Origin of the sequence: Lelliottia amnigena, from assembly GCF_019047465.1 — a bacterium.
GTDB lineage: Bacteria > Pseudomonadota > Gammaproteobacteria > Enterobacterales > Enterobacteriaceae > Enterobacter > Enterobacter amnigenus.
On record NZ_CP077236.1, the window covers coordinates 293,502 to 307,400 of the forward strand.

The window sequence follows — 13,899 nt, forward strand, 5'->3', positions numbered from 1 at the left end:
AGCACCCGGCTTTTTATTGATTCAACGAACTTATGCTGCTTTAGTTACCGCTGCGGACTCCACTTCCGGGCGCTTGAGCACCGCGTAAGACAGACCAGCAATCAGCGTACCCGCAATAATCGCGAACAGATAACCCAGCACCGGCGTAATCGCACCAGGAATCAGCAGAACGAACAGACCACCGTGCGGTGCCATCAGTTTTGCGCCGATTGCCATGGAGATAGCCCCCGTCACTGCGCCGCCAACGATACAGCAAGGCAGAACACGCATTGGGTCACGTGCGGCAAACGGAATGGCACCTTCAGTGATGAAGCACAAACCGAGAACCAGAGCCGCTTTGCCCCCTTCCTGCTGCGCTTTATCAAACTTACGACGTGCAATAATCGTTGCCAGGCCCAGGGCCAGTGGTGGCACCATACCCGCCGCCATGATTGCCGCCATCGGCGCATAGGTCTGGGTACTCAGCAGGCCAACACCAAAGGCATATGCCGCTTTGTTTACCGGACCGCCCATGTCGGTACACATCATGCCGCCGAGGATTGCGCCCAGCAGTACCGCGTTCGCCGTACCCATGGTTTGCAGCCAGTGGGTAAGACCTTCAAGGATGCCAGCAACCGGTTTACCAATCAGGTAGATCATGCCCAGACCAACCACGAGGCTGGAAATCAGTGGAATGATCAGGATCGGTTTCAGCGCTTCCATACTTTGCGGCAGCTTCAGCTTCGAGCTGATCGCTTTCGCAACGTAACCCGCCAGGAAACCTGCGATAATACCGCCGATGAATCCGGAGCCGGTGCTCACTGCCAGCATGCCGCCGATAAGACCTGGCGTCAGACCTGGACGGTCAGCGATGGAAAATGCAATGTAACCCGCCAGCACTGGTACCATCAGCGCAAACGCTGAACCGCCACCAATCTGCATCAGCGCAGCAGCCAGTGTGCCCGGCTCTTTAAACGCTTCGATACCGAAGGCAAATGAGAGCGCGATACACAAACCGCCCGCCACCACCATCGGCAGCATGTAAGAAACACCGGTCAGCAGGTGACGATAGGCGCCCGCGGACTCTTTCTTACCTTCAGTTGCAGATTGTGATTTTGCAGAGGCCTGATACGGCTTGGCTTCGGCCAGCGCCTTGTCAAACTCCTGTGCTGTTTTCTTCAGCGCCAGGCCGGTTGAAGTGCGATACATCGGCTTACCGGCAAATTTTGCCAGGTCAACTTCGATATCAGCCGCCACAATCACCAGATCGGCTTCAGCCACTTCTTCAGCCGTAATCGCATTGCCTGCGCCGACAGAACCACGGGTTTCAACCTTCACCCACCAGCCGCGTTTTTTCGCTTCGGTTTCGATGGCTTCAGCCGCCATAAAGGTATGCGCCACGCCGGTTGGGCATGCGGTAATAGCCACAACACGTTTTGGACCCGTTGCGGATACAGCAGCATCGGCGACCGGCGCGCTGTAAATCGCCGCATGGCCTTTCGCTTCGCTCAGGAATAATTCTGGGTGTGCCACGGCGCGGTTAATATCGCCCAGCCACACTTTTTTACCGTTCAGCGCGCTGTCAGCGGGCATTTTGTCGCCCAGAACAATCGCCAGTTCAGCGTCATTCGGGTTATCGACAATTTCAACATGCGCTTTGTCTGCCGCTGCGCCCAGCAGCGTTTTCGCCATATAGGCGCGAGCCTGTCCAAGACTGGAATCAATGATCAGCAGCGTTTTCATTATGCCTCTCCTGCTGTTAGTTAAAAGGTTTTAAGTCAACGCGCGCCATCATCGCGGCCAACTGGGTACGTTCGGTAATACCAACATTGCTCTGGCTTACGGCCAGGGCAGCAACAGCGGTTGCAAGACGTAAAGTATGTTCACTGGATTCACGCATCAGCAGGCCATAGATCAGGCCGCCGACCATCGAATCCCCTGCGCCCACGGTACTCACAACTTCCACCGACGGTGGTTTGGCAATCCATTCGCCAGACGCGTTAACCCACAACGCACCTTCCGCACCCAGAGAAATCACAACGTGAGCGATACCTTGTTCACGCAGCGCATGAGCGGCTTCAATAACATCTTTTAATTCTGGCAGTTTACGACCCGCCCAGATCTCAAGTTCGCGACGGTTGGGTTTAACCAACCACGGAGACGCTTTAAGACCGGCAACCAGCGCTTCGCGGCTGCTGTCGAAGATGATGCATGGGCATTGGCTACGCAGACGCAGCATCCAGTCGGTGAACGCTTCCGGGCTTACGCCGGATGGCAAACTGCCACTCACGCAAACCATGTCAAACTGACCAAGCCAGGTCAGAGAGTCGTTAACAAAGCGTTCCCAGTCTGCGGGCGTCACTTCGAAACCGGAGAAGTTGAAGTCGGTCACTTCTCCGTCTTTTTCTGTCAACTTCACGTTAATACGGGTACGGCCTTGAACGACCTGGAAACGGTTCGCAATCCCCAGCTCGCTGAACAGCTGCTGAAAACCATCCTGGTTGTCTTTTCCCAGGAATCCGCCCACGGTCACGTCAATGCCCAAATCTTTGAGCACCTTAGCAACGTTAATGCCTTTACCCGCAGCGTGCAGGCCCGTGGTCCGCACGAGGTTGACTTCACCGCGTTCCACTTCTGGCGTAAAACCAACCAGATCGTATGCGGGGTTTAGCGTAATAGTGGCGACACGTCTGCTCATTATGCGCCCTCCCCCAAACCTGCCGCGATGGCGTCGCCAACCGCTTTCAGCGCCTGTTCAGCATCAGCACCTTGCGCAGTGAAGCGCAGGCGATGGCCTTTTTTGACACCCAGCGCAACCACTTTCATCAGGCTGCGGCCATTGGCCGGTTTGCCGGAACCATCGAGATTGGTCACGGTGATTTCACTGTCGAACTGTTTGATCGTGTTGACAAGCATGGTGCCCGGACGGGCATGCAGGCCGTGCTCGTTACGTACTACAAATTCAGCGCTGAGCACGTCATCGGTAGAAACGTCATCGCTGGTCAGCAGTGCCAGCAACGTAGCGGCATCTGCGTTCAGCAAACGGTCAGCTTTACTGCTCAGCAGCAAGTCGCTGAGGCGCTTAAGCACCGCAACCGGCTGCTCATCCGCCATCGCGACGGTCACCAGCAGCGCTGCCTGTTCACCATCCACATCAAAAGCTGTTGCTGCACGGCTCACCGCGATTGCGCTGCGGACATTGCCTTCTGCGCTGTCGTTCAGCCAGACACCCTGACCGAGATTCAACGGCTTGTCGTTGATTACGCGGGCGACAAAGGCGGTCTCAACCGCACCGGCTTCTTTCAGGCGACCCGCGTTCAGCGCCTGTAACGTCACCAGATCGGTGGCGAGAACATCAAGCGTCAGCGTATCGTTATCCAGTTTCAGCACTTCACTCTGCTTTTCACCCATCAGCAGCGCACGCAGCTCTTCAGCCGTGGTCGCTGACTGCAGTTGTTCAGCCACAGCGTCGTCGCTCAGCACATGCGTCAGCTGACGCAGCAAGCCCAGGTGTTCATCACCACTGGCGGCGATACCGATGGCAACGTATGCCACCTGCCCTTCGCCCCACAAAATGCCCTGCGGGAACTGATAAACCTGAACGCCGGTTTTCAGGACCTGATCGCGGGTATCCGTAGTGCCGTGAGGAATGGCGATACCGTTACCCAGGAAGGTTGAGGTCTGTTGCTCGCGCGCCAGCATGCCGTTAACGTAGCCTTCAGCAACGTTCCCTGCCTGCACAAGGCTCGCCGCAATCTTGCGAATGGCTTCTTCTTTATTACCGGCCTGTTCGCCCGGATGGATGTCTTGCACTGATAACTTGAACATGGTTCTCCTCTCTCGCTGAACTTGAATCGTTTCAGCCTTAATGAGAAAAAATGCGCTAACGTGCTCTGTTAGAGAGATAGGATAGCGCTGAAACGTTTCAAGGAGTCTTGCGCTTTCTGATAAAGCTTGCAAGGAAAGTTGCCGTTTCTGTTTCAGAATTTAGAACTGCAGCACATTTCTTCAACGATTGACTTACATCTGCTGATGGTTGGGTGATGCCTGCCGCTTCGCTTCAGCACCGTTCAGCAACCTGTCATTTTGAAATGCTATTTTGATTTAGTTGTGGGATAATTGACCGCATCACCTGTTTATTATCTGACAAGCGGCGTAAACTCCGCTCCTCTTTACATCACTGATATAGAAACATGCACAATACCCCCGCTGCCGCCTCACCAAAGCCATTTGATCTGACGTCATCGGCGTTTTTGATTGTTGCCTTCCTCACGGGTATTGCCGGTGCACTGCAAACGCCAACGCTTAGCTTATTTCTGACTAATGAAGTCCATGCCCGTCCGGCTATGGTCGGCTTCTTTTTTACCGGAAGCGCCGTTATCGGCATCCTGGTCAGCCAGTTCCTGGCAGGCCGCTCGGACAGAAAAGGTGACCGCAAAAGTCTGATTGTTTTTTGCTGTCTGCTGGGCGTGTTCGCTTGCGTACTTTTCGCCTGGAACCGCAACTATTTTGTCTTGCTGTTTGTGGGCGTATTTCTCAGTAGCTTTGGATCGACTGCCAACCCGCAAATGTTTGCCCTCGCACGGGAACATGCCGACCATACGGGCCGTGAAGCGGTGATGTTCAGCTCCATTTTACGTGCTCAGGTCTCACTGGCGTGGGTTATCGGGCCCCCTCTGGCTTACGCCCTGGCGATGGGATTTGGTTTCACCGTGATGTATCTCAGCGCTGCCGCCGCTTTTATCGTCTGCGGCGCGATGGTGTGGTTTTTCCTGCCGTCGATGCGCAAAGAGCCAAAACTGGCAACCGGCACGCTGGAAGCGCCACGGCGTAACCGTCGCGACGCCTTACTCCTGTTCATCATCTGCACGCTGATGTGGGGCACGAACAGCCTCTATATCATTAATATGCCGCTGTTTATTATTGATGAGCTGCATCTGCCGGAAAAACTGGCGGGCATCATGATGGGGACGGCGGCCGGTCTGGAAATTCCGACCATGCTCATTGCGGGATATTATGCAAAACGCTTCGGGAAGCGTTTTCTGATGCGCATCGCGGTGGTGGCAGGTCTGCTGTTTTACATCGGAATGCTGACGGTACAAGAACCGGCCCTGCTGCTGGCTTTACAACTCCTGAACGCGATCTACATCGGCATTCTCGCGGGTATCGGCATGCTCTATTTTCAGGATTTGATGCCCGGCCAGGCAGGCGCGGCGACTACCCTTTATACCAATACCACGCGCGTGGGCTGGATTATTGCCGGATCGTTAGCAGGAATTGTGGCGGAAATCTGGAGTTATCACACGGTCTTCTGGTTCGCACTGGTGATGTGCATTATCACCGTAGGCTGCCTGACGCGCATCAAAGATATTTAGGGCGCGGTTAGCATTTCCAGCTCAAGAAGCCAGGTCATCGCTTGCGCACGCGTATTACCGCACATCTCTTTCGCGGGTTGCAGCCCGGCGCAGACCTTTGGGCGTGACGGTGAACCGAAGATTTTACACAGATTATTGTCAGAAAGCTGAACGCAACGGATGTTGGCGGGTTTGCCATTCGGCATGCCCGGAATAGGACTGGTGATGGACGGTGCGGTGCAACACGCGCCACAGTCTGGGCGACAATCCATAAACACTCTCTATAAGTCACTAAGGCCCGTGCTGTCAGGCATGCCACGCACAGTAACACCTTTTGCGTATTGATAGCAAAAGCCACGAATTCCGCTTGCCTGAAAGGCTGCGCACGAGTAATTTGACGCGATATTTTTTACCTCACAGTAAACAGGATTACTGCAATGCCAAGAGCGAATGAAATTAAGAAAGGTATGGTGCTGAACTACAACGGCAAGCTGCTGATTGTGAAAGACATTGATGTTCAGTCTCCTAGCGCCCGTGGCGCAGCAACGCTTTACAAAATGCGCTTTGCCGATGTGCGTACCGGCCTGAAGGTTGAAGAGCGTTTTAAAGGTGATGATATTGTTGATACCGTGACCCTGACGCGCCGCTTCGTCGATTTCTCCTACATTGACGGCAACGAATATGTGTTCATGGATAAAGAAGACTACACGCCGTATATCTTCACCAAAGATCAGATTGAAGACGAGTTGCTCTTTATTCCTGAAGGCGGCATGCCGGATATGCAGGTTCTGACCTGGGATGGCCAACTGCTGGCGCTTGAATTGCCGCAGACGGTTGATCTGGAAATCGTAGAAACGTCACCGGGCATCAAAGGCGCGTCGGCAAGTGCGCGTAACAAACCCGCGACGCTGACTACAGGCCTGGTCGTTCAGGTTCCTGAATACCTTTCCGCTGGCGAAAAAATTCGCATCCATATTGAAGAAAAACGTTATATGGGTCGCGCAGACTGATACAAAAAACCCGGCTTTCGCCGGGTTTTTCTTTTACAACAGTTCTGGATACTTGAGCATTTTCAGCGCCAGTTCAACGCCCCGCACTTCCGCCATCCCTTTCAGACGGCCAATCGCAGAATAACCCGGGTTCGTTTTCTTGCGTAAATCGTCGAGCATTTGATGCCCGTGATCCGGACGGAATGGAATCGGACGCACATCGCCAGCGTGCTTACGACGCTGTTCTTCGCTCAGAATCGCATCCACTACCGCCACCATATTCACGTCGCCCCCCAAATGAGCCGCTTCGTGGAAGGTTTTTGGATTATTTTCGCGACAGGTAGCACGCAAATGGGTGAAGTGAATGCGATCGCCAAAGGCTTCGATCATCTTCACCAAATCGTTATCTTCACGCACGCCGTACGAGCCCGTGCACATGGTGAAACCGTTATGAATGCTATCAACCGTCTCTTTCAGCCATTGCATGTCTTCAATAGTGGAAACAATGCGTGGCAGACCGAGAATCGGGCGCGGTGGATCGTCCGGATGAACGGCCAGGCGTAAACCACAGGCTTCCGCCACCGGCACAATTGCACGCAGGAAATACGCCATATTTTCACGGAGCTGGTTTTTGTCTATGTCGCCGTATTCCGCCAGACGCGCGCGGAACTGATCCAGCGTGTAACCCTCTTCAGCACCCGGCAGACCCGCGATAATGTTACGCGTCAACTTTTCAATATCCGCGTCAGAGGCATCGGTAAACCATTTCAGCGCCTGCTGCTGCTCTTCTGCGGAATAATCCGCATCTGCGCCTGGACGTTTTAGAATGTGCAGTTCAAACGCTGCAAAGGCGATCTGGTCAAAGCGTAGCGCTTTGGAACCGTCTGGCATTTGATATTCGAGATCGGTACGCGTCCAGTCCAGAATTGGCATGAAGTTGTAGCACACGGTATCAATACCGCAGGTCGCCAGGTTACGAATACTCTGCTGATAGTTGGCGATCCAGGTCTCAAATTGTCCTGAATGCGTTTTGATATCTTCATGAACCGGGATGCTTTCAACAACCGACCAGGTCAGCCCTTTCTCTGCCAGCACGGCCTGACGTTTTTTGATCTCTTCCACCGGCCAAACTTCACCGTTTGGAATATGGTGCAATGCGGTCACGACGCCTGTTGCGCCAGCCTGACGCACATCATCAAGAGAAACCGGATCATTCGGCCCGTACCAACGCCAGGTTTGTTCCATCGCTTCACCCTCTAAAGTTGTTATACCAATATGTGATACTGCAATGACGACTACCATACATGTTTGATAAAAACGGTCAACGCGCTCGGCAGTATTGATTGATCCAACTCACAGAATCTGGATATTTACGGCTTACCAATTCAATTTGCTGTCATATAACTTTACACTGCCATTGTTAATTAATGGTTAATCAGGTGTGTACCACATGAAGAATATTGCCTCCGCCTCGCTTCCTCCGCACGTGCAACTGCCTCAGTACGATCGCCAGCAACTGCGCTCCCGCATTGTTCATTTCGGTTTTGGCGCTTTTCATCGTGCGCATCAGGCGTTGTTAACAAACCGTGTGCTAAACGCCAAAGGGGGCGACTGGGGTATCTGTGAGATTAGCCTGTTCAGTGGCGATGTGCTGATGAGTCAGCTTCGCGAACAGGATCACCTGTTTACCGTGCTGGAAAAAGGCGCTGACGGAAATCAGTCGATTGTTATCGGCGCTGTGCATGAATGCCTGAATGCCAAACTCGATTCGCTGGCGGCCATTATTGAGAAATTTTGCGAACCGCAGGTGGCCATTGTTTCGCTGACCATAACCGAGAAAGGCTATTGCATCGATCCGGCGACGGGCAAGCTGGATACGCAAAATGCACGTATCCTTCACGATCTTGAAAACCCCACAGAACCGCACTCAGCGCCCGGTATTCTGGTTGAAGCTCTCCATCGCCGCCGCGAACGCGGTCTCACACCTTTCACCGTCCTGTCGTGCGACAACATCCCTGATAATGGACATGTGGTCAAAAATGCGGTGCTGGGGATGGCACAAAAACGCTCGCCAGAGCTGGCCAAATGGATTGAGACGCACGTCAGTTTCCCTGGCACCATGGTTGACCGCATTGTGCCCGCAGCCACGGAAGTATCGCTGGCAGAAATCACTCAAGAGTTAGGCGTTGAAGATCCCTGCGCGATCAGCTGCGAGCCGTTTATCCAGTGGGTGATAGAAGATAATTTCGTGGCCGGTCGCCCGGAATGGGAAATCGCTGGCGTTCAGATGGTGCAGGACGTTTTGCCGTGGGAGCAGATGAAATTACGCATGCTCAACGGGAGCCACTCGTTTCTGGCGTATCTGGGTTACCTCGCGGGTTTTGCGCATGTGAGTGATTGCATGCAGGACGACGCATTTCGCGAAGCCGCGCGTCGCCTGATGCTGGATGAACAAGCGCCGACATTACGCATCACGGATGTCGATTTAACGGCGTATGCTGACAGCCTGATCGACCGATTTGCCAATCCGGCGTTACAGCATCGTACCTGGCAAATCGCGATGGACGGCAGCCAAAAATTGCCGCAGCGAATGCTGGAAGGCGTGCGCGTACATTTGCAACGTAAAAGCGCCTGGCCACTGCTGGCCCTTGGTATTGCCGGATGGATGCGCTATGTGAGCGGCGTTGATGATGCAGGGAATGTCATCGATGTTCGCGATCCGCTGAGCGAAAAAATTCGGGCGATTGTTGAAACCAGCAGCGAAAAAGGCCGCGTAAAAGCGTTACTGGCCCTTTCAGAAATTTTTGGCAGCGACTTGCCACAGCACGCCCAGTTTGTCGATGCGATAACTGATGCCTACCAGCGTATTGTCGAGCGTGGCGCACGTCAGGCCGTTATCGATACCCTCGCGATTTAACTTTTTTTGCTCTAAAGGGCGAATGGAGACACTGTCCGTTCGCCCTTCCCTTCTCAAGGCTGTCATTTTTCGCCAGGATTATTGATAATTGTGATGTATTACAATTTTCCTGGAGCGCATGTGACCAAAACAAACCTCGTAACCGGTTTTCTCGGCAGCGGTAAAACCACTTCCATCCTTCATTTGCTGGCCAATAAAGATCCGGCAGAAAAATGGGCCGTGTTGGTCAACGAATTCGGCGAGGTCGGGATTGATGGCGCATTGCTGGCAGACAGCGGCGCGATGGTCAAAGAAATCCCAGGCGGATGCATGTGCTGCGTCAACGGTTTACCGATGCAGGTTGGGCTAAATACGCTGCTGCGTCAGGGGAAGCCGGACCGTTTAATCATCGAACCGACCGGTCTGGGCCATCCCAAACAGATCCTCGACCTGCTCACCGCGCCGGTATATGAGCCGTGGATCGATCTGCGAGCCACGCTTTGTGTTCTCGACCCACGCCAGCTGCTGGATGAGAAATCCGTGCAAAATGAAAACTTCCGCGACCAGCTTGCCAGCGCAGACATCATTGTAGTGAATAAAGAAGACCGTGCTACGGACGAGAGTCGAGCGGCGTTTACGCTGTGGTGGCAGCATTTTGGCGGCGACCGCCAGTTTGTGCAGACAACCCAGGGTCATATCGATAATGCGCTGCTGGATCTTCCGCGTATGAATTCAGCTGAACTGCCTGCAAGCGCTGCGCATTCGCACAGTCATGTCGAGAAAAAAGGCCTGGCGGCACTGAGCCTGCCAGCTCATCAGCGCTGGCGCCGCAGTCTCAATAGCGGTCAGGGCCATCAGGCCTGCGGCTGGATTTTTGATGCTGACACGCGCTTTGATACGATCGGTATTCTGGAATGGGCCAGGCTCGCCCCGGTCGAACGCGTAAAAGGTGTGATGCGAACGCAAGATGGGCTGGTGCGGATCAATCGTCAGGGAACAGATTTCTTTATCGAAACGCAGAACGTTGCACCACCTGATAGCAGAATAGAGCTCATTAGTGCGGTTAACACCGACTGGAACCTGCTTCAGGCTAGCCTGTTGAAGCTTCGTTTAAGTTTGGGTGATTAACGTTGTCACCGACTAAACTATTCAAGATGATGATGATTAAAAGACTTCCATACATTTTACTGCTTAACGCTGCCGGTTTTGCGCTGTTTTTGTCCTGGTATCTGCCAGCGAATCATGGCTTCTGGTTCCCGCTGGACTCCGGTATTTTCCACTTTTTTAACCAGCTGTTGGCAAAAAGCCAGGCCTTTTTGTGGCTGGTGGCCGTCACCAACAACCGCGCCTTCGACGGGTTTTCATTGCTCGCCATGGGCTGCCTGATGCTCTCTTTCTGGCGAAAAGAGGACGCAGCTGGCCGTCGCCGCATCATCGCCATTGGGCTGGTGATGTTGCTGACTGCCGTGGTGGTGAATCAACTGGCTCAAGGGCTGATGCCGGTTAAGCGATCCAGTCCGTCGCTCTTTTTCCCGGACATCAACCGCGTCAGTGAATTACTGCATATTTCGACTAAGGATGCCTCGAAGGATAGTTTCCCTGGGGATCACGGAATGATGCTGCTTATTTTTTCGGCATTCATGCTGCGTTATTTTGGCAAAAAAGCGTTTGGGGTTGCCCTGATTATTGTTGTGGTTTTCGCTTTCCCACGCGTAATGATCGGCGCTCACTGGCTGACCGATATTGTGGTCGGTTCACTTTCTGCCGTCCTGATTGGTTTGCCCTGGGTATTAATGACGCCGTTGAGCGATCGTCTAATTGCCCTTTTCGATCGGTATCTGCCTCTAAAATGCAACAAAGAAAAGACAAATAACTAACTTAAATTAACGCTATTCATCAGGGATCATTTTAGATCCCTGGAAATTCTCCGCTATATTTCTACTCGATTGTCATCTCTTCGTAATATCATTCACGTTGTAAATGAATGCATTGCATGCTTTTTAAGCTAAATTGACGGTATTTTGCGCAATCCCAACTAATCACTTTCTCTATCACAATTTCTTATAAAAAAACCAATATTATTGCTCGCAATGACTAAGCCGATCAGTTAATCTCGAACTCGTTTTGCCTCACAGAGATAATTATTCTCACAGTGAATAAGTTTGTGCGTTAGACCACAGATTTGACCATAAAGAATTGTCTCATTGTGCGCAGATATTTAGTCTCGTCACGTTTGGCATTTTATAACGACTTTTATCGTTAAGGACTTCAAGGGAAAATAATCAACATGGTCAAATCTCAACCGATTTTGAGATATATCTTGCGGGGAATCCCGGCAATAGCAGTTGCAGTACTGCTGTCTGCATGTAGTTCGACAAACACTGCAAAGAATATGCATCCTGAGACGCGTGTTGTGGGCATGGAAGATGCCTCGTCACTGCAAGCCTCTCAGGATGAATTTGAGAATATGGTACGTAATCTGGACGTTAAGTCCCGTATTATGGACCAGTATGCTGACTGGAAAGGCGTGCGCTATCGTCTGGGCGGCAGCACCAAAAAAGGTATCGATTGTTCCGGTTTTGTACAGCGTACTTTCCGCGAGCAATTCGGGTTAGACCTTCCGCGTTCTACCTACGAACAGCAGGAAACAGGTAAATCTATTTCACGCACGAAACTGCGTACCGGTGATTTAGTGCTGTTCCGTGCGGGTTCAACCGGTCGACACGTCGGCATTTACATCGGCAACGACCAGTTTGTTCATGCATCCACCAGCAGCGGTGTGACGATTTCCAGCATGAATGAGCCCTACTGGAAGAAGCGCTATAACGAAGCGCGCCGTGTTCTGACCCGCAGTTAATCTGTTATGTCGCTGGTTATCCCTTGGCTGGCGACATAATAAAAAAAAGCACTGCTTCGGCGGTGTTTTTTTTTGCCTACGAGAAATCTCCCCCTGCAAGAAGGGGAAGCGAGATAATCCAGGCTATAGTCTTGTAAATTCGTAAGTTTAGCCGTCGTGCCGCAACTGACGGTCGTTCAGGAACAATGACGTTTATGTTCACCCGTTACTTTTCCACCAGCCGTAAAATTCTGACAGGCAGCATTCTGGCAGCCTTACTCGTCGCCCTCCTCTGCGGAATGCTGCAATTTTTCCTTAGCTATCATAAGCGGGAAGTAAAATTCGACACCCTCATCGTCGACCTTCGCGTATACATGGAGAGCTACTTCTCCGAGCTTAAAACGTCCATTGATACCCTGCAGCCCTATACGCTGGACGCCTGTCAGGATGTGCGCGATGAGTTAACCTCGCGCGCCGCGTTTAGCGTCAACGTTCGTGCCTTTCTACTGGTAAAAGACAACATTGCGTTTTGTTCTTCAGCTACAGGCGCCATGAATGTTCCCCTGACTGAACTCATACCCACGCTGAATACGACTAAATCAGTCGACATGGCCCTTTTGCCCGGAACGCCCATGCTGCCGGACAAACCCGCTATCGCTATCTGGTACCAAAATCCGCTGGTGAAAGGTGGCGGTGTCTTCACGTCGATCAATATCAATATGACGCCATATCTGCTTTATACCGCACGTCAGGACGAATTCGCGGGTGTTGCGATCATTATTGGCGATACGGCGTTATCAACCGAGTCAAACCGCCTGGTCAATGTTCACGATTTACATGAACCAGCCACCCGCAGTACGACGCTTAAAGACGTGCCGCTGACCATCAATCTCTACGCGCAAGAGTGGACCAGCGATGAAATCCTGTTTGCGCTATTTTTTGGTTTGATATGCGGTATTGCCGCGGGAACGCTTTCCTATTACATCCTCTCCATTCGACTGAATCCTGGCAAAGAGATCCTGACGGCCATCAAGCAGGGTCAATTTTATGTGGTCTATCAGCCGGTTGTCGATGCCGCACACCTCAAGATGCAGGGCGCCGAAGTGCTGATGCGCTGGAAACATCCGACGATGGGCGAAATCCCGCCGGATGCGTTTATCAATTTTGCCGAAGCGCAGAAACTGATCGTGCCTCTGACGTTACATCTGTTTGATCTGATTGTCCGCGATGCGGCACAGTTACAAACGGTGCTGCCCGCAGGCGCAAAACTCGGCGTTAACATTGCGCCAGGGCATCTGCATGCCGACAGTTTTAAAGATGACATGCGTCGATTTTCCGCGTCGTTACCTCCCGATCACTTCCAGGTGGTGCTGGAAATCACCGAGCGCGACATGATAAATCAGCTTGAAGCCGCGCCATTATTCGAATGGCTACAGCACGAAGGGTTTGAGATAGCCATCGACGATTTCGGGACAGGCCACAGCGCGCTGATTTATCTGGAACGTTTTACGATGGATTATCTTAAAATCGATCGCGGCTTTGTGAACGCCATTGGAACGGAAACGGTCACGTCCCCGGTGCTCGACGCCGTGCTGACGCTGGCGCGGCGGCTCAACATGGCCACGGTGGCGGAAGGTGTTGAAACGCCAGAACAAGCCGCCTGGCTGCGTGAACACGGCGTTAACTTCCTGCAGGGTTATTGGATTAGCCGCCCGATGCCGCTGATGCAATTCCTTAACTGGAAGCCAGATTCCACGAAACACAGTGAATAATTTCACAATGGCAGCGTCGTCACTTATTATTCAGCTAAACCGAAAGCCTCACTGCGGGTGAGTCAGAATAAAA

General features: G+C 52.5%; 12 protein-coding genes. 7 read left to right on the top strand and 5 right to left on the bottom strand.

Going from position 1 to position 13,899, the window contains the following annotated elements:
* Positions 1 to 30: 30 nt before the first annotated feature.
* The 3 genes from fruA to fruB are packed head-to-tail and all read right to left on the bottom strand — an operon-like array spanning position 31 to position 3,807.
* The gene (gene fruA, locus I6L74_RS01425) at positions 31 to 1,722 is read right to left on the bottom strand and encodes a PTS fructose transporter subunit IIBC (protein WP_059179267.1); all 1,692 of its coding nucleotides are present in this window, start codon (positions 1,720 to 1,722) and stop codon (positions 31 to 33) included.
* 16 nt (positions 1,723 to 1,738) lie between these two features.
* Entirely contained in the window at positions 1,739 to 2,677 is a 939-nt protein-coding gene (gene fruK, locus I6L74_RS01430; RefSeq protein ID WP_059179268.1) for a 1-phosphofructokinase, read from the bottom strand.
* On the bottom strand, positions 2,677 to 3,807 hold the full coding sequence (gene fruB / locus I6L74_RS01435; protein WP_059179269.1) for a fused PTS fructose transporter subunit IIA/HPr protein: 1,131 nt from the start codon (positions 3,805 to 3,807) through the stop codon (positions 2,677 to 2,679). Before fruB ends, fruK begins: the two co-directional genes overlap by 1 nt.
* A gap of 365 nt (positions 3,808 to 4,172) precedes the next feature.
* Here fruB and setB point away from each other — a divergent pair, with 365 nt between their 5' ends.
* A complete protein-coding gene (setB, locus tag I6L74_RS01440; RefSeq protein WP_059179270.1) occupies positions 4,173 to 5,354 on the top strand; it encodes a sugar efflux transporter SetB in 1,182 nt (393 codons plus the stop codon).
* On the opposite strand, the gene I6L74_RS01445 is transcribed toward setB, so the two are convergent.
* On the bottom strand, positions 5,351 to 5,605 hold the full coding sequence (locus I6L74_RS01445; protein ID WP_059179271.1) for a YkgJ family cysteine cluster protein: 255 nt from the start codon (positions 5,603 to 5,605) through the stop codon (positions 5,351 to 5,353). The genes setB and I6L74_RS01445 overlap by 4 nt on opposite strands.
* 165 nt (positions 5,606 to 5,770) lie before the next feature.
* Here I6L74_RS01445 and yeiP point away from each other — a divergent pair, with 165 nt between their 5' ends.
* Positions 5,771 to 6,343: an elongation factor P-like protein YeiP gene (gene yeiP / locus I6L74_RS01450; protein WP_015959764.1), complete on the top strand. Its 573-nt coding sequence runs from the start codon at positions 5,771 to 5,773 to the stop codon at positions 6,341 to 6,343.
* Positions 6,344 to 6,376: 33 nt separating this feature from the next.
* Here the strand turns inward: yeiP and uxuA are convergent, their stop codons facing one another.
* Entirely contained in the window at positions 6,377 to 7,567 is a 1,191-nt protein-coding gene (uxuA, locus tag I6L74_RS01455) for a mannonate dehydratase (protein ID WP_059179272.1), read from the bottom strand.
* Positions 7,568 to 7,772: 205 nt separating this feature from the next.
* Here uxuA and I6L74_RS01460 point away from each other — a divergent pair, with 205 nt between their 5' ends.
* The 5 genes from I6L74_RS01460 (at position 7,773) to I6L74_RS01480 (ending at position 13,826) form a co-directional block, all read left to right on the top strand.
* Positions 7,773 to 9,239, top strand: coding sequence for a mannitol dehydrogenase family protein (locus I6L74_RS01460; protein WP_059179273.1), 1,467 nt, complete (start codon positions 7,773 to 7,775; stop codon positions 9,237 to 9,239).
* 120 nt (positions 9,240 to 9,359) lie between these two features.
* On the top strand, positions 9,360 to 10,346 hold the full coding sequence (locus tag I6L74_RS01465) for a CobW family GTP-binding protein (RefSeq protein ID WP_059179494.1): 987 nt from the start codon (positions 9,360 to 9,362) through the stop codon (positions 10,344 to 10,346).
* A gap of 32 nt (positions 10,347 to 10,378) precedes the next feature.
* Positions 10,379 to 11,095: a phosphatase PAP2 family protein gene (locus I6L74_RS01470; protein ID WP_059179495.1), complete on the top strand. Its 717-nt coding sequence runs from the start codon at positions 10,379 to 10,381 to the stop codon at positions 11,093 to 11,095.
* 410 nt (positions 11,096 to 11,505) lie between these two features.
* Positions 11,506 to 12,075: a bifunctional murein DD-endopeptidase/murein LD-carboxypeptidase gene (gene mepS, locus I6L74_RS01475; RefSeq protein ID WP_015959769.1), complete on the top strand. Its 570-nt coding sequence runs from the start codon at positions 11,506 to 11,508 to the stop codon at positions 12,073 to 12,075.
* A 194-nt stretch (positions 12,076 to 12,269) separates the two neighbouring features.
* Positions 12,270 to 13,826: a cyclic di-GMP phosphodiesterase gene (locus I6L74_RS01480; protein WP_059179496.1), complete on the top strand. Its 1,557-nt coding sequence runs from the start codon at positions 12,270 to 12,272 to the stop codon at positions 13,824 to 13,826.
* Positions 13,827 to 13,899: the final 73 nt, after the last annotated feature.

Bases quoted from the DNA above. Each gene is read 5' to 3' on its own strand.
- I6L74_RS01480 (WP_059179496.1), top strand. From the start codon at position 12,270: ATGTTCACCCGTTACTTTTCCACCAGCCGTAAAATTCTGACAGGCAGC.
- uxuA (WP_059179272.1), bottom strand. From the start codon at position 7,567: ATGGAACAAACCTGGCGTTGGTACGGGCCGAATGATCCGGTTTCTCTT.
- setB (WP_059179270.1), top strand. From the start codon at position 4,173: ATGCACAATACCCCCGCTGCCGCCTCACCAAAGCCATTTGATCTGACG.
- fruA (WP_059179267.1), bottom strand. From the start codon at position 1,722: ATGAAAACGCTGCTGATCATTGATTCCAGTCTTGGACAGGCTCGCGCC.
- mepS (WP_015959769.1), top strand. From the start codon at position 11,506: ATGGTCAAATCTCAACCGATTTTGAGATATATCTTGCGGGGAATCCCG.
- fruK (WP_059179268.1), bottom strand. From the start codon at position 2,677: ATGAGCAGACGTGTCGCCACTATTACGCTAAACCCCGCATACGATCTG.
- yeiP (WP_015959764.1), top strand. From the start codon at position 5,771: ATGCCAAGAGCGAATGAAATTAAGAAAGGTATGGTGCTGAACTACAAC.
- I6L74_RS01445 (WP_059179271.1), bottom strand. From the start codon at position 5,605: ATGGATTGTCGCCCAGACTGTGGCGCGTGTTGCACCGCACCGTCCATC.
- I6L74_RS01460 (WP_059179273.1), top strand. From the start codon at position 7,773: ATGAAGAATATTGCCTCCGCCTCGCTTCCTCCGCACGTGCAACTGCCT.
- fruB (WP_059179269.1), bottom strand. From the start codon at position 3,807: ATGTTCAAGTTATCAGTGCAAGACATCCATCCGGGCGAACAGGCCGGT.
- I6L74_RS01470 (WP_059179495.1), top strand. From the start codon at position 10,379: ATGATTAAAAGACTTCCATACATTTTACTGCTTAACGCTGCCGGTTTT.